At 39.1% G+C, this 17,339-nt stretch carries 21 protein-coding genes; 1 reads left to right on the top strand and 20 read right to left on the bottom strand.

Features of this window, described 5'->3' with window-relative positions; translation table 11 throughout:
* On the bottom strand, nucleotides 1-394 hold a 394-nt coding region (locus tag AC058W_RS04100; RefSeq protein ID WP_479389755.1), incomplete at its 3' end, for a hypothetical protein.
* 686 nt (nucleotides 395-1,080) lie between these two features.
* Here AC058W_RS04100 and AC058W_RS04095 point away from each other — a divergent pair.
* Entirely contained in the window at nucleotides 1,081-1,599 is a 519-nt protein-coding gene (locus AC058W_RS04095; protein WP_479389754.1) for a hypothetical protein, read from the top strand.
* 478 nt (nucleotides 1,600-2,077) lie between these two features.
* Here the strand turns inward: AC058W_RS04095 and AC058W_RS04090 are convergent, their stop codons facing one another.
* From AC058W_RS04090 to AC058W_RS04000, 19 genes are all read right to left on the bottom strand, one after another.
* Entirely contained in the window at nucleotides 2,078-2,557 is a 480-nt protein-coding gene (locus AC058W_RS04090; RefSeq protein WP_479389753.1) for a hypothetical protein, read from the bottom strand.
* Between the two features lie 122 nt (nucleotides 2,558-2,679).
* A complete protein-coding gene (locus AC058W_RS04085; RefSeq protein ID WP_479389752.1) occupies nucleotides 2,680-2,997 on the bottom strand; it encodes a hypothetical protein in 318 nt (105 codons plus the stop codon).
* Nucleotides 2,998-3,746: 749 nt separating this feature from the next.
* Nucleotides 3,747-4,157 carry a hypothetical protein gene (locus AC058W_RS04080; protein ID WP_479389751.1) on the bottom strand — a complete coding sequence of 137 codons (411 nt, stop codon included), beginning with the start codon at nucleotides 4,155-4,157 and terminating at the stop codon, nucleotides 3,747-3,749.
* A 125-nt stretch (nucleotides 4,158-4,282) separates the two neighbouring features.
* Nucleotides 4,283-4,471, bottom strand: a complete 189-nt coding sequence (locus AC058W_RS04075) for a hypothetical protein (protein WP_479389750.1) — start codon at nucleotides 4,469-4,471, stop codon at nucleotides 4,283-4,285.
* 53 nt (nucleotides 4,472-4,524) lie between these two features.
* On the bottom strand, nucleotides 4,525-4,851 hold the full coding sequence (locus AC058W_RS04070; protein WP_479389749.1) for a hypothetical protein: 327 nt from the start codon (nucleotides 4,849-4,851) through the stop codon (nucleotides 4,525-4,527).
* Nucleotides 4,852-4,974: 123 nt separating this feature from the next.
* Entirely contained in the window at nucleotides 4,975-5,466 is a 492-nt protein-coding gene (locus tag AC058W_RS04065) for a hypothetical protein (RefSeq protein WP_479389748.1), read from the bottom strand.
* Nucleotides 5,463-5,855 (bottom strand): hypothetical protein, encoded by a 393-nt coding sequence (locus AC058W_RS04060; RefSeq protein WP_479389747.1) that lies wholly within the window; start codon nucleotides 5,853-5,855, stop codon nucleotides 5,463-5,465. Before AC058W_RS04060 ends, AC058W_RS04065 begins: the two co-directional genes overlap by 4 nt.
* Nucleotides 5,800-6,975, bottom strand: coding sequence for a hypothetical protein (locus AC058W_RS04055; RefSeq protein ID WP_479389746.1), 1,176 nt, complete (start codon nucleotides 6,973-6,975; stop codon nucleotides 5,800-5,802). The genes AC058W_RS04060 and AC058W_RS04055 overlap by 56 nt, the downstream gene beginning before the upstream one ends.
* The gene (locus tag AC058W_RS04050) at nucleotides 6,911-7,285 is read right to left on the bottom strand and encodes a hypothetical protein (protein ID WP_479389745.1); all 375 of its coding nucleotides are present in this window, start codon (nucleotides 7,283-7,285) and stop codon (nucleotides 6,911-6,913) included. The genes AC058W_RS04055 and AC058W_RS04050 overlap by 65 nt, the downstream gene beginning before the upstream one ends.
* A complete protein-coding gene (locus tag AC058W_RS04045) occupies nucleotides 7,218-7,487 on the bottom strand; it encodes a prepilin-type N-terminal cleavage/methylation domain-containing protein (protein WP_479389744.1) in 270 nt (89 codons plus the stop codon). The genes AC058W_RS04050 and AC058W_RS04045 overlap by 68 nt, the downstream gene beginning before the upstream one ends.
* A 76-nt stretch (nucleotides 7,488-7,563) precedes the next feature.
* On the bottom strand, nucleotides 7,564-8,217 hold the full coding sequence (locus AC058W_RS04040; RefSeq protein ID WP_243101702.1) for a prepilin-type N-terminal cleavage/methylation domain-containing protein: 654 nt from the start codon (nucleotides 8,215-8,217) through the stop codon (nucleotides 7,564-7,566).
* Nucleotides 8,217-10,703: a type II secretion system protein gene (locus tag AC058W_RS04035; RefSeq protein WP_118609536.1), complete on the bottom strand. Its 2,487-nt coding sequence runs from the start codon at nucleotides 10,701-10,703 to the stop codon at nucleotides 8,217-8,219. The genes AC058W_RS04040 and AC058W_RS04035 overlap by 1 nt, the downstream gene beginning before the upstream one ends.
* A gap of 17 nt (nucleotides 10,704-10,720) precedes the next feature.
* Nucleotides 10,721-12,376, bottom strand: coding sequence for a type II secretion system protein (locus AC058W_RS04030; RefSeq protein WP_118609537.1), 1,656 nt, complete (start codon nucleotides 12,374-12,376; stop codon nucleotides 10,721-10,723).
* Nucleotides 12,377-12,459: 83 nt separating this feature from the next.
* On the bottom strand, nucleotides 12,460-13,425 hold the full coding sequence (locus AC058W_RS04025) for a hypothetical protein (RefSeq protein WP_118609538.1): 966 nt from the start codon (nucleotides 13,423-13,425) through the stop codon (nucleotides 12,460-12,462).
* Nucleotides 13,426-13,443: 18 nt separating this feature from the next.
* On the bottom strand, nucleotides 13,444-14,949 hold the full coding sequence (locus AC058W_RS04020) for a pilus assembly protein PilN (protein WP_479389743.1): 1,506 nt from the start codon (nucleotides 14,947-14,949) through the stop codon (nucleotides 13,444-13,446).
* A complete protein-coding gene (locus tag AC058W_RS04015) occupies nucleotides 14,933-15,076 on the bottom strand; it encodes a hypothetical protein (RefSeq protein ID WP_479389742.1) in 144 nt (47 codons plus the stop codon). Before AC058W_RS04015 ends, AC058W_RS04020 begins: the two co-directional genes overlap by 17 nt.
* A gap of 125 nt (nucleotides 15,077-15,201) precedes the next feature.
* On the bottom strand, nucleotides 15,202-15,966 hold the full coding sequence (locus tag AC058W_RS04010; protein WP_118609540.1) for a prepilin peptidase: 765 nt from the start codon (nucleotides 15,964-15,966) through the stop codon (nucleotides 15,202-15,204).
* A gap of 23 nt (nucleotides 15,967-15,989) precedes the next feature.
* Complete coding sequence (locus AC058W_RS04005) at nucleotides 15,990-16,532, bottom strand: type IV pilin protein (protein WP_118609541.1); 543 nt, start codon at nucleotides 16,530-16,532, stop codon at nucleotides 15,990-15,992.
* Between the two features lie 111 nt (nucleotides 16,533-16,643).
* Nucleotides 16,644-17,141: a type IV pilin protein gene (locus tag AC058W_RS04000; RefSeq protein WP_118609542.1), complete on the bottom strand. Its 498-nt coding sequence runs from the start codon at nucleotides 17,139-17,141 to the stop codon at nucleotides 16,644-16,646.
* Nucleotides 17,142-17,339 lie beyond the last annotated feature (198 nt).

Genomic DNA, 17,339 nt, shown 5'->3' with positions numbered 1-17,339 from the left:
TACTGCCATCCTGATTCAGGTTTACATTCATGGCAAATTCTTTGCGCTTCACAGGATCGGAAATTTTTGACAGACCCTCATCCAGCGAATCAAATGTGATGGTATGCGCCTGATTCTTATCATCAGTATATTGGTATTGATAAAGCTTCACATACGGCTCCTGCCCGGATACGTAATAGCCAATCTCCGCTTCACTTGTATTATCAACGATTTCTAATATTTTAAAAGGCTTCTCAGCAGTTGTATCATTTACAATCTGCTCGATACCGGGCATCATAGCCGGAGATGCCTGTACAGAGACGCTGGACTGAAGCAAGGCTCCAACCCCTAGGATGCCTGACAGGGCAACTGCTGTACCTGATGCCACTATTTTTTTATGCCTGATCTTCATCATGTATGTTATTCTCCTTGATGTATAATTATGATGTTATCCTATAATTCAACTTTTCCTTTTCCCACAGAAAAAAAAACACTTTCGTTTTCTCTTAGCGTACATTGCTTCAGAGGATTGCTATAAGTACAAGATTATTGAGCATAAAATCCCAAACAAGTTCAATCAAAGAGATTCCTGAAAATGTGAAAAATTTATCGCCTGGTTACTGTTCAAGGGTATGCATAAGTCATTGTAAAGAGTAACTTTTATTTTTTTATATTGTGGATAATCATGTTCAGCAGAAAAAACTGTGTTTATAGTTTTTTCTGCTGTTATTTCTGAAAGCTTATACACAAAAGATTATCTTTCAGGCATATTTTTTAACGGATATCATTTGATTATGTCTGCTTTTTTATTGTAAAACTGGTACCTTATCCACAGTCAGATTGACGAAAGTATCCTTTCCGGCAGTTCGCTTTTTTCCTGTGTTTCTGCTATACTTTTGTCAGGAAAGAGAGGACAGCTTATGAACATTGATTTAAGAGAAGAACTTAGAAAACGTGATGAACTTCTTGACGGTTATCTCAAGCAGATTGAGATCCAGGATCCTGGAACTGCAAGAAGAACAGCGATGCCATAAGGAAACGATACGTGTCCGTAATTACTGGTTCCAGGTACTGGAAAATATGCTTCTGGAGTTTGAAAAAATGCAGAAGAAAACGAAACAGGAGCTCCAGGAGATGGAAAAGCGCGCCCTGAAAGCAGAAAAACAGAGGGATGATGCACTGGATAAGGTAAAAGAACTCCAGCACCAGTTTTATGAAACTGCAGTCAGGCTGGAAGAAGAACAGGGAAAAAATCTGAAACTCCGTGCACAGATAAACCGTGATTATGAAAATTCCTCTATCCCTTCTTCCAAAACACTCCGGAAGAAAAAGATCACGAACAGCAGGGAAAAGATCGGAAGGAAACCCGGAGGCCAGACAGGCCATAAGGGACACTGCCGCAAAAAACAGGAGCCGACCCGGCCAGCAGTCCTTCTCCCGCCTCCGGAAATAGTCCTGGAAGACAATTCTTTTAAAAAGACATCAAAAACGATCATAAAACAACGGGTAGGCATCCGCATGCTCCTGGATGTAACAGAATATCATACAGATGTTTATTATAGCAGTCAGACGGGAGAACGCGTTCATGCTCCATTTCCGGAATGGATTACAGCCATCTGAGGAACCGAATCCTGTAAGGTCTCTGAATTCGAAGAAAGATACCGTAAGATACTGGAGACCGCCCGGAAGGAATATGAAGATGTTCCGGCAAACGCTTACTATAGAGACGGTATAATTTATTTCTGAGAATGGAGAAATATATGCAGAACCATCTGCTGTTCCTGCATGATCTCCGGGTACCTGCCACTAATAATGAAGCAGAAAGGCTTCTAAGGAATTATAAGCGGAAACAGGCGCAGGCCCGTGACATTCAGAAGTTTCGAGAGCATCGATTACCTCTGCCAATGCATGAGCATGCTTGTTTTGATGCGCTTAGAAGAACCAGAAAATATATTTGACAGAGTGTCCAGGATATTTGGATAAAGAAAACCGATGACTTTAACTGTTTCCCAGTTTACACCATCGGTTTTCTTAAGTCCAGTTAGCCCTTGAACAGTAACCTGGGTGAGTTCCAGTCTGTGACTGTCTTAAGATAATCTTATTTAATCTCCGCAGTTTTACATTGCAGAATCTTCTCCAGTTCAGCTACTCTTTTAAGCGCTTCTGCTGTCTTTTTCTGTGCTTCTATTTTTTCTTCTTCAGCAATCATCCTTGCTTTTTCAGCTTCATCCCTTACATTTTCAGCTTCATCTCTCTCTTTTTTAGCTTCATCCCTTGCTTTTTCAGCAGAATCCGCTCTTTGGCGTTCTCTTTCTGTATTTTTGCGTTCAGCTTCCTGACCTTTTTCATACATGATCGTATCTCTCTCAAAACCCTTCATATAACTCAATAACACCTCCCCGTCCCGCTTCACGATATCCACCATCTTCTGGATGTCTTTCAGCGTATCATTTACTGCGTTTGTCTGGGTTGTGTTCTCCATATAATTCAGGAACTGCCGGAGTTCTTCGGATATGTCATCACCTTTTGTTCCCTTAGTATACAGTACGGTTGTCTGTGCACCATCATCGTATGGCATTTCCGGTTCTTCTACGCACATATTTCGTATTGTATATTTCACCCTGTCGTAACCAAAAGGATCGTAATTACAGATAAAGATTACGTATACTCTCTTTAACTTTCCAAAATCCTCTCCTGATTTCAGACTGCGGCTGTCTCTATGATAGCATGATAAAAGCGGATCCTCTGTGGAAATGCGGCAATATACTTTGCTTTATCATTCTTATCCGGCTCCAGGTCATAGACAGATACATCCTCTGACGCATCTATCTCAGCACTGTCATCACTTTCTACATAAACATCCAGCCGGGCTCCCCGCATATTCTTATTCAATCCCCCATAGGATTTCTGTGCGATCACTTTCAAATTCCGAACTTGCTTAAACAGAAGTTTCAGAATCTTTCGTGTAAACTTCTCTCCCATTTCAGGATATGTCATCATGGCATTAGAGAAAATCATCCAGCAGGTTTAACTCTTCCAGTTTTTTTCTTTCATTCTGCATCTGCATGCTCCTTTCCTTATGATGGAGGAAACAGCATCGTTTCTGCAGAATTTATATGTGCCGTTGTACTGTTTCCACCATATTTATTTTCGCTTCATATGTGGAATCAGATTGACCGAACGGCCTTAGAACTTTCCCAGATATGTAATTTCAGTGTAGCAAATGGCAGATGGGATGTCAACCTTAAGAATATGGTGAAAAAACCACAGGCTGGGTGGGTGCCAGTCTGTGGCTCAGTTAGATTTTTAATACTTTCTTTAAGAACTTTTAATAAATTTTGTTTCTTTATTTTCCCAACAGGGAGCGTCCCCAATGTCAGGTTAATCATCAAATAATTCACTATATTTTTGTTCATTAACTTTAGCAACTATTGATTCGTAAGGGTGCGCAAAACCATCTCCATTATATATTATATAAGTCGATATGGTTATGTAGTTATTATCAATAAGTTGATCAATACAGATCATCATTTTCTGCATCAGTGTAGTTTCCACTTAACAGAATAACAGCAAGGAAATTTCCCTTTTCTAAAAACTTCTGTAATCAAATTGCAGTTTATTCATAAAAAAATCCTTTCATATTCTCACAACATAGAATGCAACTTCAACACAAGAAGATTACTATTTCCATTTTTTCCAGCTGTCCGATAAATACTCTGCCGTTTCCTTACCATTGTCATCAAATAAATGTGTTTTGTTGTTCAATTTCAATAAAACCGGGTTAATTCAGCTTTCTTTTCCAGATTTTGTTCACTCTTATCGCCATTATGAGAACGGTACCAGTGATTTCCCTCCAGACGATAAAATACCCAGTCATTCGTATTATCCTGGCGTCTCATAAACCATTTATTTGATGATGAATCTACATAATTTCCATTGAATGATCCAATTCCAGTCTTGGAATAAACACTATATCTCAGTTCACAATACTTACCATCTCTATCTGTTCTGGCATACTTATAAGTATATCCGTCACCATCTAAAGAACAAAGTCTTTTGATACTGTCTATATCTGTTGGAACATAAGCAATTGCCGCTCCACTTCCCTTATTCAACTCATAATCATAAACGTTATTTTGCACAGGATAAATATAAAAATTATATAATATATCTCCCAAGTCAACTGAAATCTTTACATATTTATATTCTGCAAAATTTTGCGCATCACTATTCATATGAACTTTCATATTCCCAGAATCAAAAGTAAAGAATTTTTAAATCATCCTGTTTACATTCTATTGGCTCAATTTCCTGTTGAAGTCAGATAACTGGTTTTTATACTTTGGATTTCTTTGTTTTCATGTTCAGAGTTAAATTCAAGTTTTTGTTCCAAACCAGCCGGACAATTGTATGCTTTTTCTATTGTCATTTTTGGATTCACTGTAATGACTTTCGAAGCTGTACATACTACACTTCCTGATTCCTTTGCCATAACAGTCACAGTGACTGGTATCGATTTATCCGGAGCTTTAACCAGATTCTTCTTCACTGTACATTCTTAATATTTGCTCCCGAATTAGTATTTAATTCACAGATTTCATTCACTGTTGAATTCAGAGACCATTCAACGATATAACCATCAGCATCTGTTAGATGTTGATCATTCTGAGCATCAACGATATCAGCAGAAATATCCACCGGAGCATCATCACCATAATAAATCTGATCTGCAGATGAAGCCAGAATCAGCGTCAATGGTGTGATTGTAAGCTGAATAGACTGTGTTCCTGTTGTATTAGCAACATCCTTCAAAGTATAGTTTGCAGTTAAAGTAACAGTTGTAGGTTGAGTAATATCTGTGCTTGCAATCATTTGCAATTTCTTTAGTATTATTAAATGTTGAATCCTGATAGCTCATATTATTATCAAATTTTATTGCAGAACTATTATCTACATTCCAATTTACCTGTGCATTTAATATTCCTTTTTTATTTTTTAATCTGAGATATAATTGTGCACTTTCACCTGGAAAAAGTGAAAGCTTATTATCCAAGCAATAATCTCAGCAGTATAATTCATCACAACCTTTACAGATATCGTCTTACTGAAATTGTCATTATCAGTATAGTAATTGTTTTTCGTATCATAAACATTTTCAAACAATTGCAGTTTTGCTACTATGTTTAATGTTTTGCCAACATCATTGGATGATGCATGAAATTTCCAGTTTTCTCCATCTGCATTCACCTTACCTGAACCAATACCCTCCCATTGAAGTGTTTTAGCTTTATTAGAAGAAACTTTTATTTTCGATACAGACCCATTTACATCATAAACATCAAGCAGAACCTGAAGCAGATAATCTTCTGATTCATTTGGTCCGTAAACATAAGCCGTATCACCACTTAGTGATTCTAATTCAATTCCATTTGCCACTTTAAAGGTTCTTTCCATGGAGTTGTACTGTAATTGGATTACCGTTATCATAACGAATAACACCTGCCGATAACTACAACAGCAGCAAAACCATGGCAAGCATTTTTAGCTACTTTAAGTTTCTGTTTGATTGTATCACCACCCGGTTCAAAACTAATTCCCGTATGTTCTCCTTTCAACGTCCAAGTGATTGATTGAACATTCACATTATTTAAATTTGTATTAGCCGTAGAAAAATAAAAATCATTTTTGTTATAGCCATCACATTCATAAGTTCTTCCAGCAACAATTGTATCATATCCTAAATTTTCATGTGCAATAATCTGTCCCGTATCAGAAGAGATTACACGGAATCCATTTGTCACGCTTAACGGACCATAGCACTTACGCACAGACACATTGGCACTTGCTTCGAGATTTTCCCCAGTTTCCGATATCATTCTCCAAAATTTCCTCCAACGCTGTAATCGGATGCTTTCTCTGGTTTTTGTTTTCGTAGTGATGTTCACAATATCTGATGCATTGTTTCCATCTATGGTTTCTTCTATCCACATGCTCCGCCTTCCAATATATGTACAGCTGAAGTCCTTTTGGGGTACCTACTGTGTATATCGCATTATTTTCCGGCAATGACAAATCTATTCTGGCAATCTTGACAGTAATTGTATTTGAAACATTATGTTCACTGTTTGTAGCACGCACAGTAAACGAACCTTTATCAGAAATTCCAGCTTCTGAATCTACTAAAATCTGACCCGCAGAAGTAACATTTGCATATGAGCAATTATCAGGCTTGTCCATTGTCCAGATTACAGGTACATTTTCTTCTCCTTTTGTCCCATCACTGTATACATATTTCCAGATAATTTCAGAATTTAAATTCAAACCATTATATCCTGCTGCAACCAGAACGCTCTTTGTTTCTGTTTCGATTCCTGTTACAATCCTGTTATTATTGATCTGAATTGTTACCGGTGCAGATGTAGCTGTCTGTTTTCCATCTGCTGTCCTGGCAGATACAGTTACAGTGATGGTTCCTGTAGCATTATTATTAACTGTAAGTTTTCCATATGTAGGATCCAGGGCAGGGAAAGAACCTTTATCCGCTCCATCTGTAATCTTCCACACTACTGTTGTCGGGTCTATAGGTCCGCTTGCATCGTACGAAAGAATTTTAGAATTACCTGCATCAATAGAATTCGGTGCACCTACAATCGTGATTCTTATATCTGTGCTTCCGGCAGTTGCAAACGCATCATCTGGTTTCAAAACCTGAATCCTGTTTCTGAGATTAACCGTATGAAGAGTTTTAACTTTCTTTCCATTGTTTTCTGTAGTTAAGCGGAAACGCACAATACGCTCGCTCTCTACCTTTGTCACGTCTGCTGTAAAATTCTCAATTCCTTCTGCAAATACAGAACGCGCAATTAACTCTTTAGAGTCTCTTGCTATATCTGAGCTATTTCCTGAAATAATTCCTGTCTGATTCTCTTCATCACTTTCTGCTGCAATTGCAATATCTGTAATTCTCCGCATTTTCTCCAGAAATTCCACTCTCATTCCTATTCTGCTGTGATTCTGGATTTTCTCCACTTCCATTTTCATCCTTCCCTTCTGTACTGCTGCTTGCCTTTGTGTACTGACGTTGGCTGTAGTAAAGTTTTCCTTCACTTCCCACCCAGTCTAATACATCAAATACATAACGACTTGTTCCATCACCGTTCTCATATTCGTTACAGGTAATAAATGTTTTGGAAGCCGCATTGGAATCATCAATATCACTTCTTATCTGCTCTCCCATATCAGTTCCTGAGCCATATGCATAATACACACTTCTGTTTGCATCTATGATCAGATCTTCTATTCGCATTGCAGAAAGTCTCCTGAGCATCTATCTGAGATTTTGTATTACCGGATACACCTCTGAACAGATTGGAGCCTGTACCGATCAATGTCACTACAACACCTGAAAAAATTGCAATGATCGCCACTGTAACAATCATTTCTATCAGAGTAAAACCGGCATTGTTCTGTATTCCTTTTCTGATTGTATCCTTTTGTGTTCTAAACATTCATCAATTCTCCTCATACATTATCTCATAGCTTTAGGATCATAAATTCACAAGATTTCTACTGAAACCGTTTTTGTTATTTCGCCTTAACAGAATATTTTCCGGTTTTTATATTTAAGGTAATCACTCTGGTACGCATTCCACCGCTGACCGTAATAGAACTGCAATATGGCAAACTGGTATCTCTGTCCAATGGAATGTCATTTCCAGATTCAAGAACTTTCAAAATTTCATTCTGTCCCCATTCATTTGACTGAATAGGAAGAAATCCACCTGTTGCGCGGTCATACGTGAGAATGAGAGAACTTCTGCCATTGTTCTCAGTTCCATCCCACAAATTATAGGTATTCCCATTGTTATCCTGATAGCTGATTCTTGTTCCGGCAGGAGCAATTTTTTCCGAATCAGCACTTCTTATTTTGGATGATGATTTACTGTCTTTTCCTCTGTCAAGATAATAAGTGATATAATAACCATCAGAACGATATTCCAGTTTCATTTCTCCCACAAGTCTGTTCATTGCTTCCCGTCTTGTTTTATCAAGCGCAGCGGTTATGGAATTCGTTGCACGCTGAACACGAAAACCAAGTACCGAGTTCAGGGACGGAACAATAATCCCAAGTAAAATGGCAAAAATTGATACAGTAATAACCATCTCAACAAGAGTAAAACCCGTATTTCTCTTTTTACAGCAGTTTAATCTTAATTTACGCATTTTTTTCTTTAACACTACTCTTTTCTCCAGTTTTCATAGGTAACGCAGTCAGCCAGATCATAGGTATCAGAAACCCTTCCTGTATCCGTAGTTTCATCTGAGGTATTTGTATTTCCCAGAACATACTTATCACCCTCCCAGAAGAAACTCTTCGGTGATATTTTCTTATTTTCACCCTCAGCCTTATTCATCTGAGCCTGAAATACTCTTGCAGCTTCCAGAGGTGCAGACTCCAGACTTGCTCCCGCTCCAAGGGTAATCCTTCCCTTTGCCATAATAATTCCCTGAAAATGAACTCCTTGCTTAATTATGACATCACCGGTACATACAACGAGACGTAATTTATCTGCCATAGCAGAAGTAATTTCCAATGGTTTATCTTTTCCACTAACTGTAGTTTCCGACGTCGTACCATCGTCATTTTTTATTTGAAAGGTACTGGGTTTTCCATTATGTACCATGATTGCCTGCAAACCGTCATCCTCATCCGCTGTAAATTCTTCCTTAAGACTGTCCGGATGCTTCTCCTGCAAAAACTGAACCATTTCTTTTTCATTGACCATATTGTCAAAGACATTCCTGTCTGTATCTTTTTTTTCATTATGAGCCAATCCGTCAGAGTCTTTTACTTCTTTATTCAGAAGGTCTACACTGGTAATCATTTTTCTGTTTAATGTATACCACATATTCTGATAATTTGTCTGCTCCTGAAGGAGAGCCTGCGAAACCTCCGGACTGGTGGCAACAGCCATATTGCCTTTAGCAGTAGTTCCATTTTCTGTTGCTTCACCGCCCTCATAAGAAAGAACATTTCCATTTGTAACATAACGGATATAATTCTTCATATCCTTTACCTGGATTCCGCTATTCGTACCACTGAAATAGAAAGATAAATATTTATCCAGATTTGTCTTTACTGTAGAATTATTCATATAATAATCATACATAAAATCTGAAGATGCCTTACTGTCTTTAAAATTCAGATAAAAATATACGTATCCCTCATCTGCATTATTACTGTAGAAAACTTTCTGAACAGGATTCGCAGAATCTATGCCAATTTCGTTCAGAGATTTATTTCCCAATTCTGACACTTTCACATCCATTTTCAAAGGAACAGAATTCATCTGTTTCAGTCCGCTGCTTTCGTAATCTGAATAGGACATCGGATTTTTAATTTCCATTTCAGAATTCTTTAATTTGGAAGCATCTATCAATTCTGACGGAAGCAGATATGCCAGCTGTGTTCCCTTCACAGTAATACTTTCTCCCATCATAACATCATTAGAGTTACTTTCTCCATTAACAGACTTTACTTTTGATGTTCCGATGTAGCTTCTGCCTGCCAGCATTATTTTTCTCACACCGGACAAATCCAATGTGGTATTCTTCCCATTGATTACGATAGAACTGCTCAAAGCAGTATCACTCCATCTCTTCTCTGGATTATCATACATATAGTTATTCAAAGAACTTCTGGCAGATTCCGGATAGCCGTATCCATAATATTCGCCCTGTACAGTAACCCTGCTGCCACTTCCTGATTCTATAGTTAAATCATCTGACAGATATGTCGTTCCCAGAAGATTAACCTGTGCTGATGATAATTTCACACCCTGAGCCCAGAGAGTTACACCTGCTTCGCTGGTAAATGACGCATTCGGCTCCATATAAATCTCTCCGGCACTGACAATCTTATCGCCACTTTGTATATCCAGATTAGCTCCGGATTTAACCCAGATACTTGTATAAGGATTCTTCTCCAAAATCGTATTATCATTAATATCCTGTAAAATGCCGGAATAAATACTTCCTGAAATTGTGGTATTACCACCTTCACAGATAATTCCCTTACCTGCCACTACAATCATATTCATAAGATCCGGGAGTGTAGATGGTGTAGGAAACTGCACTTTAGGAATTCCCAATCTGATATCTGTTTCTATTACAGATGCATATCCTTTAGGGTCAACATAAATCACCTTAAGATTTTTCAACAAGATTCCATTTTTATTATCTTTTGTCATTACCGGTTCTTTATTGGATGGTGTGGTAACAATCAAAGTTTCATTTTCGTTGATTTTCATGTCAAGATACTTTTTCAGATAATCCAGATTATATTTGCTTTGATCTGAGTCTTTTTTCAACCGATTTGCCAGTTTTTTTATAAATTCATTTACAAAATCATTCTGTCTCTGTTTATCAAGAACAACATCTTTTGAATTTTCATCTTTATCATAAGTTTCCAGAACCTTAATATATGCCTCTGACATGGAGTTTCCTACATCCTCCTGAAGTCCTACGCGAATTTCTTCAATTGCGCGTTCAGCAGTATAAAAACTGTCTTTTCCCTTTAAGTCTATAATTTTCATCTGAAAATTACTCAGAGCCATATACAGAACAAGAAGTCCAAGGATTCCGATAAAAGACACTGCAATAATTACAGTAATCAGTGAAAAACCTTTATTCTGTTTTCCGGCTGTATCTTTCTGACCATTCATATTATCGCTCCCTGTTATCAATTTTCTTTCGCTCCGTCCAGGCTTGCAACCAGTTCATCTTCCGGAAATCCCTTTTCAGCTGCGCCTGATTTATATACCTTCACTTTTGCTGTATAAATTCTGTCTGTTTCTGTTTTATCATCAAGGCCATTATAGCTTAATATCTGTTTCGCAGCTGTTCCGGTTTTCTTTCTGTCATTCTCTCCCTTGTCACTCACAGCCTGATAAGTCAGTTGCATTTGATTAATACGGGGACGGGTAAGAATTTGATCAATATCACTAATATTATAATCCAGATTTGTTCTCAATTTCGTCTGTGCCTTATAAAGACTGGTATTTGTATTCCAGTTTGTATGTTCCAATTTGTCAGGACATTCTTTTATCGTCAGTGACATACGGTAGAAATTTTCCTGAGAAGAAGTTGGTATATTATTTTCTTCATCTCTTTGTTTTGTCACATATACATTGACAGGATAATTATTTACATTTTCTATAACAATGTTATCCAGGTTTTTTGTACTGTTTTTAACTTTGTTCTCGTAATTAGGATAATAAAAAATGTACAGATTTTTCAGCTTTGAATCCGCTTCTGAACTGTAAAAAGTCAGATACTCGCTTTTATAGGTGCAGAAACATCCTTTTATATCTTTTTCTTCTGACTTTCCTTTACATGGACAGATATCCATGCGTTCATACTTATTTCCACCTTCCTTTACATAATTATAAGCATTCAATATATATTTAGCATCTGCCTTAATTGTCCCACCACTTTCTTCAATTTTTACATAAAGCGTTCTTCTCGTCTGCTTATAAATATCTTCCGGACTCAGTTTTTCTGCTGGTCTGGAATGTTGTGAAGTAAATTCTTCCGTCAGTTTTTGCTTTTCTTCTTCTGATGTTGCATTTTTGATATAATCGGCCAAATCTTCATCCCACAGTTTTTGTGCTGCCTGAAGCTGTCCATTCGCTATAACCTCCATTGCATTCTTATCCCAGTTTTTCCCCATGATCAAAAAGGCATTTGTTTTAGTATCCAATTTAGCAATGTTAGGTGCCAGATAATCATTTTTTCCTTCATCATTATTAGTAAGTGTTTTCTTTTTATATCCGGAACCTTCTCCGCCATTAAACTCTATCAGTGCATCAAAAGACTCATGATTACCCGGCACATTTGTAAGTTCAAAATAATACTTGGAGACATTATTGCCTGTTTTTCTGGGATTGAATTCATAGCTTTTACCCTCATCCTTGGAAATAACAGATGCTGTTACCTTTGATGTATCCTCTCCATCCAGAGTATTGTAGAGGCGCACATCGTTATAGTTACTTCCATCCTTTATGACTTCCTTTACCCCGATAGAGTTCCCTGTTTCAGTATTGATTCTGTCTCTTTCAGAATCAAGAAAAGAAAGTCTTGCCTGTCCGTTCAGAAAATTAATGGGATAATTAAATGCCAGTGAAACATCCTCAAAATCTTTGGATTTAATCTCTTCCATAATATTCTGCGCTACTGTTGTTGCCTCAAGATAAAGATTTGATTTCTTATTGATTCTCTGCGAAGTTACGAAGCTCTGAAGAAGCACTGTTGCTGTTATGGAAAAAATACTAACCGCAACAATCACCTCTAACAATGACATACCTGCATTCGATTTTTTCCTCTTTTTTCTGTCCATCCCAATGCTCCTTTCTGTGTCCGGTTATCTATAAAAACACAGTTAGAGGGGCTCTGATTTCTCTCCCCTCTAACATACTTTCCCTATTGCGCCTGTCCAGTCGTCTCAGCAGCGACTGCGTCCTGCGTGTTTGCTCCTTCCTGACTGTCTGTTGTCTGGCCGTCAGCGCCGGTGTCGGAAGCCGCCTGTTCTGTGGTTGTCTCTGCGGCTTTCTTTTTGTTCTTCTTGCTTTTTTTGCTCTTTTTGCCTGACTCTATTGTTCCGAAAATATTATCAGTTCCGTATGCTACGCTTCCTGCATTCGGTTCTGTATAAGTCTGGCCTGTTCCTGCCATGAAAAACAGGTTTACTGTAATGCTGCCCGAAAGATTTCCTGTTGAGGAATCAAAGGAGGCATTTACATTGTCAAGTGTCATCCTGCCTGTCTGGTCAGCCAGATAATCAACCATATCCTTCAGGCTGGCATAAGTTCCTGTAAACTGCATGGTGTCCTGTGTTCGGTAGAGTACAGGACTGGTGAACACATTGTTCAGATTCTCCACTTCTGCATCGGAGGCAGCCTGACGCTCTTTCTCTCCTATTACATCTGTGCCCTCGATCTCATCAAGCTGAGACTGGGTCTGATCATTTGCCTGCTCTGAGAGGGTCTGGTCAGGCAGATCTGCCAGAGGGTCTTCTGTACTTCCGTCCAGAGAAGCCACAAACTCTCTTGTTCCCAGACCTACATTGGAGATCTGCATGTCCAGGGAATTTTCCATATTCATGGAAAGTACGATTCCGTCTTCAGGACGGATATCTGCCGGAAATGCAGATGTATATTCGCTGACCTTTGCATTGATATCTTCTGTTTCTTTCAGATAAAAATTCCTGTCTGCAGCCAGCTTCAGCAGGTCATCCAGCCTTGTCTTCAAAGGTTCGGTTGATGCCTGGATACTCTGCGCCTCTTCCATCTGCGGTCTGTATCCGAAGAAATATCCTGCTGCAAAAACACCTACTCCAAGAAACATCAGCAGTATTTTTTTATCACGCATAGAAATATTCATGTCCATCTTAATCCTGCCTCCCTATCATTCCCCGGAACTGTCCAGCGGTGCCGGATCTGAATATGTACAGAGTACACTTAAGGATACTGTTCCATCCTCAGCCTCGTCAATTCCTGTAGTGGTTACAGTAGACAGGCTCTCAAAGGTACGAAGCTGCATGATCGTGTTTGCTGCTGCTGATTTGCTTCCCACACGCATGGAAAAGCTGACCTGCGTTCCTGTAGAGCTGAAGCTCTCCACTGTAATATCTGAAGGCATTTTCTCCTCCAGTTCTTCGATAAATGTCTTAAGCCCCTCATTGGGGGTATTTGTATACTGGTACATATTCTGGTAATTGTCATACTGCGCCTTTGCATTGGTATAGGCACTGTAAATCTCCTCAATGGAGCTCTCTTCTGAGATTCTCTGGTTCAGCCGCTCCTGCTCATGTTGCTGATAAATACGGTTTGCATATCCTGCAGCTGTCAGTACAACTCCTGCCACTGTTCCCACCACACAGATAATGATGGCACCACTTAAGGTCTCTTTTTTTTCTTTCTTCTTTCTGTTGACCTTGTCCATCAGGTTAACACCTGAAGTGCCCGGTGAAAGAACTGCAGCGTAAAGACAGACTTCCTGTGTATCCCCGCTGGCAGGCAGGGCAAAATTCTTAAACTCCTGTAAAACATCCACCTGCTGTCCCAGCTCATTGGTGAGAAGCTGCATCAGCCCCTTTATCTGAGCCCCAAGACCACAGCATACAATGGAATCAAAATTTGTATCCGTATGGCGGGAAATATAATAATCCATAATACGGGAAATATTTCCGATCAGGTATCTGAGGCTCTCTGTCACCTCAGCTCTGGCAGTTTCCAGCTTTCTGTCCTCATCAGAGATTTCTTCGTCAAAAGACTCCATATCAAGGAAAGGATTGATACATTTTCTGCTGCAAAGCACATCCAGAGCCTCATTTGCATCCAGTCTGTCCCCAAACTCAGGGAATGCTCTCACTGTCTCTGCCGCACTGTCCACACCATAATTGATATTACGCTGGAGGGTCAGCTCACCGTCCCTGATGACTGTAATGCTGGTTCCCGTATATTCCACCTTAACCAGAATATGAGTTCCTTTTGCATACTCATCCTTTACCGAATGATAAATACTGTCACCTGTGTAGGTGATTCCTGTCATTGTCAGTCCTGCATTCTCCGCAAACTCACTGTAAGCTGCTGAGATTGCTTTGGGAGCAGCATAAACCATCAGATAGTACTGCTTTGTCTCTTCCTTCCCGTCCTCAAGTCTCTGGCTCTCCACATCGATCACACTGTAGGAAAGCACATACTTGCTCACATCAATGGGAAAATAATCTGTGGCATTTGCCTCTACAATGCTCTGTATCCTGTTTGCTTTCACAAAAGGGATACGGACTTCCCTGCTCGCAATCCTGGTAGAACCTGTGACAAAATATACTTTCTTTGTCTTAATCTTTCTCTGGGAAAGCTCTGCCTTAAGATTCTCTCCGAGAGTTTTCGTGTCACGGATTTGTCCCATCCTCCACAGCCCCCTGGGGTGCCGGTATACAGAAACAATTATAAATCCTTCCCTTTTTTCCACGTACTTCAACTTCCGCAACTCTGATCTGAGATGCCTCTGCCTCTATACTCAAAATTTTCGCCATTTGTATTTTCCTCCGTATGAGCCGCTGCCCTCTGCAGACAACCGCCCTTTTTCAATTACAAAAATAAATTTTAACAGATAAAACATCTTAAAACTCATTTTTCTAACTGAAAAGTTTTATGATTTTCAGTTAAAAATTAATGACAGGTACCAGCTGATCCACCTGTTCCCCCACAAAGCAGCCAGCAAAATCCCGGCTGACAGATAAGGACCCATGGCAAGCATACGCCCTGCCCTCTTCCTCACCATGCGGATAATATGGACCACAGAACCAATAATACATCCCAGCACAAAAGCCAGCAAAGTCAGCTTCCATCCAAGAATCAGACCACAGGCAAACATCAGCTTAATGTCACCCCCTCCGATTGCTCCGCCGCCACTCACCAGATAAAGAATCTCCAGCACACCGCTGACACAGACCATCCCAATCAGATGCTCCACCAGATTCCCCCTGTCAAGCACAGCCATGGCAATTCCAAGGACAAACAAAAACACATTGATCCCAAACGGAATCTCATATGTCCGCCAGTCAATCACACTCAGAACCAGAAGAGCCGACGCCATAAGGCAATAAATTACGCTACTCCACACCAGTCCATTAACAGCAAATATCACCACATAGAGGATACCATTGACACCCTCTATGATCGGATACTGAACCGAAATCTCAGATTTACAGTTACGACACTTACCACCTAACACCAACCAGCTAAACACCGGCACCATATCATACCACCGAAGCTTCTGCCCACAGGTCATACAATGGGAGGGGGCTGTCACCACCGACTCCCCAAGAGGAAGTCGATAGATACAGACATTCAGGAAACTACCGATGGTGATTCCGAATATGAAGATTGTTATGTAGGGGATTGCGTCTAAGAAAAGAAGCATAGGTTAATTCCTTTCAATCATTTTTAGTTTCCTGCTTTAGGTGTAGGCACAGCCTGATCAGCCATATTTTTTACCCATGTAGGATAATATGATACTGTAACAGAACCATCATTAGCAACTACGATTGTAGCACTAATATGATCTAATGCAGTACCCTTGCTATCAGACTCTGCAGTCCATTTAGCAGATTTAAGTTTTGTACTTTTCCAACCTTCACCTGCGAATGACGCTAATAAGCTCTCTATAGTTGCATCAGATGTTACTGTAACATCATCTCCAGAAACAACACCCGTTCCTGCCATTGTACCCTTATCCTTATTAGAAATTACAATACCATATGTACCTGCTTTAATATCTGTTGTTCCATCAGCAGCAGCTGTCTTAAATGCTGTAACTAAATTTTCAAGATTACTTACATCTGCGGATTTTCTTGATTTCTCAACATATTTTGTATACTGTGGTGCAAGAATACCAACTAAGATTGCAAGAATAGCAACTACAATTACAAGTTCTACTAATGTAAAACCTTTATTATCTTTTTTCTTTCTGTTAAATAATTTTAACATATTACTATCTCCTTAATTTTCATTATATCGAGATAGTAACATCGTTCATGCACAGCAAAGAATTGTTATGCATTCATCGAAAAGCAAAATCTTTAAATTGCACTCAAAAAATCACTGATTTGTCTGATCCTTAATAGTATCTGGTGTATATTCAACAGTAACAGAACCATCATTCCCTACAGTAATATCCGCTTTAATAGTCTGCTTAGCTGCACCTGTTAATGTTCCATCTATTGTCCATTTCTGTGATTTTAATTTAGTTTTTTGCCAATCTTTACCTGCGTATGAAATCATTAATTTTCCTAAATCACTTGTAGCCGCTACAGCATCTGCACCTTTTTTAAATTCAGTTCCAGCAGTTTTAATTTCAATTGAATATGTTCCTGCCTCGACACTATCTGTTCCATCAGAAGCAGCAGTTTTAAATGCAGTTACCATATTCTCAAGATTAGATGCATCTGCAGCCTTTCTTGATTTTTCCACATACTTCGTATACTGTGGTGCAAGAATACCAACCAGGATCGCAAGGATAGCAACTACGATTACCAGCTCAACAAGAGTAAATCCCTTGTTATCTTTCTTTTTTCTGTCTTTCAGAAATTTAAACATAACTCATTCTCCTTCAAAAATAATTAAATTTCATTTCAATCCGGATAGAGTCATATCGTGTCGAAAGATACAAGAGCAGCACATCATACATGCCAGACAATATATTCAACTTTTCGATGAATACATAACTCTCCTGTTGCTATCATCACGAATGTCACTATCCGGTGATTGATTCAACGAGCGAGAACCCTGATGGGC

It is taken from the genome of Blautia sp. CGZ-1-C1 (assembly GCF_056504575.1).
Note: the sequence above shows the minus strand (reverse complement) of the source record. Positions and strands in the feature narration are given on the sequence as shown.

Coding starts and splice junctions, on each gene's coding strand:
- AC058W_RS04085 (WP_479389752.1), bottom strand. CDS start 2,997: ATGATTTTCTCTAATGCCATGATGACATATCCTGAAATGGGAGAGAAG.
- AC058W_RS04000 (WP_118609542.1), bottom strand. CDS start 17,141: ATGTTTAAATTTCTGAAAGACAGAAAAAAGAAAGATAACAAGGGATTT.
- AC058W_RS04020 (WP_479389743.1), bottom strand. CDS start 14,949: ATGGGACAAATCCGTGACACGAAAACTCTCGGAGAGAATCTTAAGGCA.
- AC058W_RS04070 (WP_479389749.1), bottom strand. CDS start 4,851: ATGATTGCAAGCACAGATATTACTCAACCTACAACTGTTACTTTAACT.
- AC058W_RS04045 (WP_479389744.1), bottom strand. CDS start 7,487: ATGTTTAGAACACAAAAGGATACAATCAGAAAAGGAATACAGAACAAT.
- AC058W_RS04015 (WP_479389742.1), bottom strand. CDS start 15,076: ATGGCGAAAATTTTGAGTATAGAGGCAGAGGCATCTCAGATCAGAGTT.
- AC058W_RS04095 (WP_479389754.1), top strand. CDS start 1,081: ATGCAGAAGAAAACGAAACAGGAGCTCCAGGAGATGGAAAAGCGCGCC.
- AC058W_RS04005 (WP_118609541.1), bottom strand. CDS start 16,532: ATGTTAAAATTATTTAACAGAAAGAAAAAAGATAATAAAGGTTTTACA.
- AC058W_RS04090 (WP_479389753.1), bottom strand. CDS start 2,557: ATGCCATACGATGATGGTGCACAGACAACCGTACTGTATACTAAGGGA.
- AC058W_RS04050 (WP_479389745.1), bottom strand. CDS start 7,285: ATGCGAATAGAAGATCTGATCATAGATGCAAACAGAAGTGTGTATTAT.
- AC058W_RS04075 (WP_479389750.1), bottom strand. CDS start 4,471: ATGGCAAAGGAATCAGGAAGTGTAGTATGTACAGCTTCGAAAGTCATT.
- AC058W_RS04025 (WP_118609538.1), bottom strand. CDS start 13,425: ATGGACATGAATATTTCTATGCGTGATAAAAAAATACTGCTGATGTTT.
- AC058W_RS04055 (WP_479389746.1), bottom strand. CDS start 6,975: ATGAGAGTGGAATTTCTGGAGAAAATGCGGAGAATTACAGATATTGCA.
- AC058W_RS04065 (WP_479389748.1), bottom strand. CDS start 5,466: ATGATAACGGTAATCCAATTACAGTACAACTCCATGGAAAGAACCTTT.
- AC058W_RS04035 (WP_118609536.1), bottom strand. CDS start 10,703: ATGAATGGTCAGAAAGATACAGCCGGAAAACAGAATAAAGGTTTTTCA.
- AC058W_RS04010 (WP_118609540.1), bottom strand. CDS start 15,966: ATGCTTCTTTTCTTAGACGCAATCCCCTACATAACAATCTTCATATTC.
- AC058W_RS04060 (WP_479389747.1), bottom strand. CDS start 5,855: ATGATATCGGAAACTGGGGAAAATCTCGAAGCAAGTGCCAATGTGTCT.
- AC058W_RS04030 (WP_118609537.1), bottom strand. CDS start 12,376: ATGGACAGAAAAAAGAGGAAAAAATCGAATGCAGGTATGTCATTGTTA.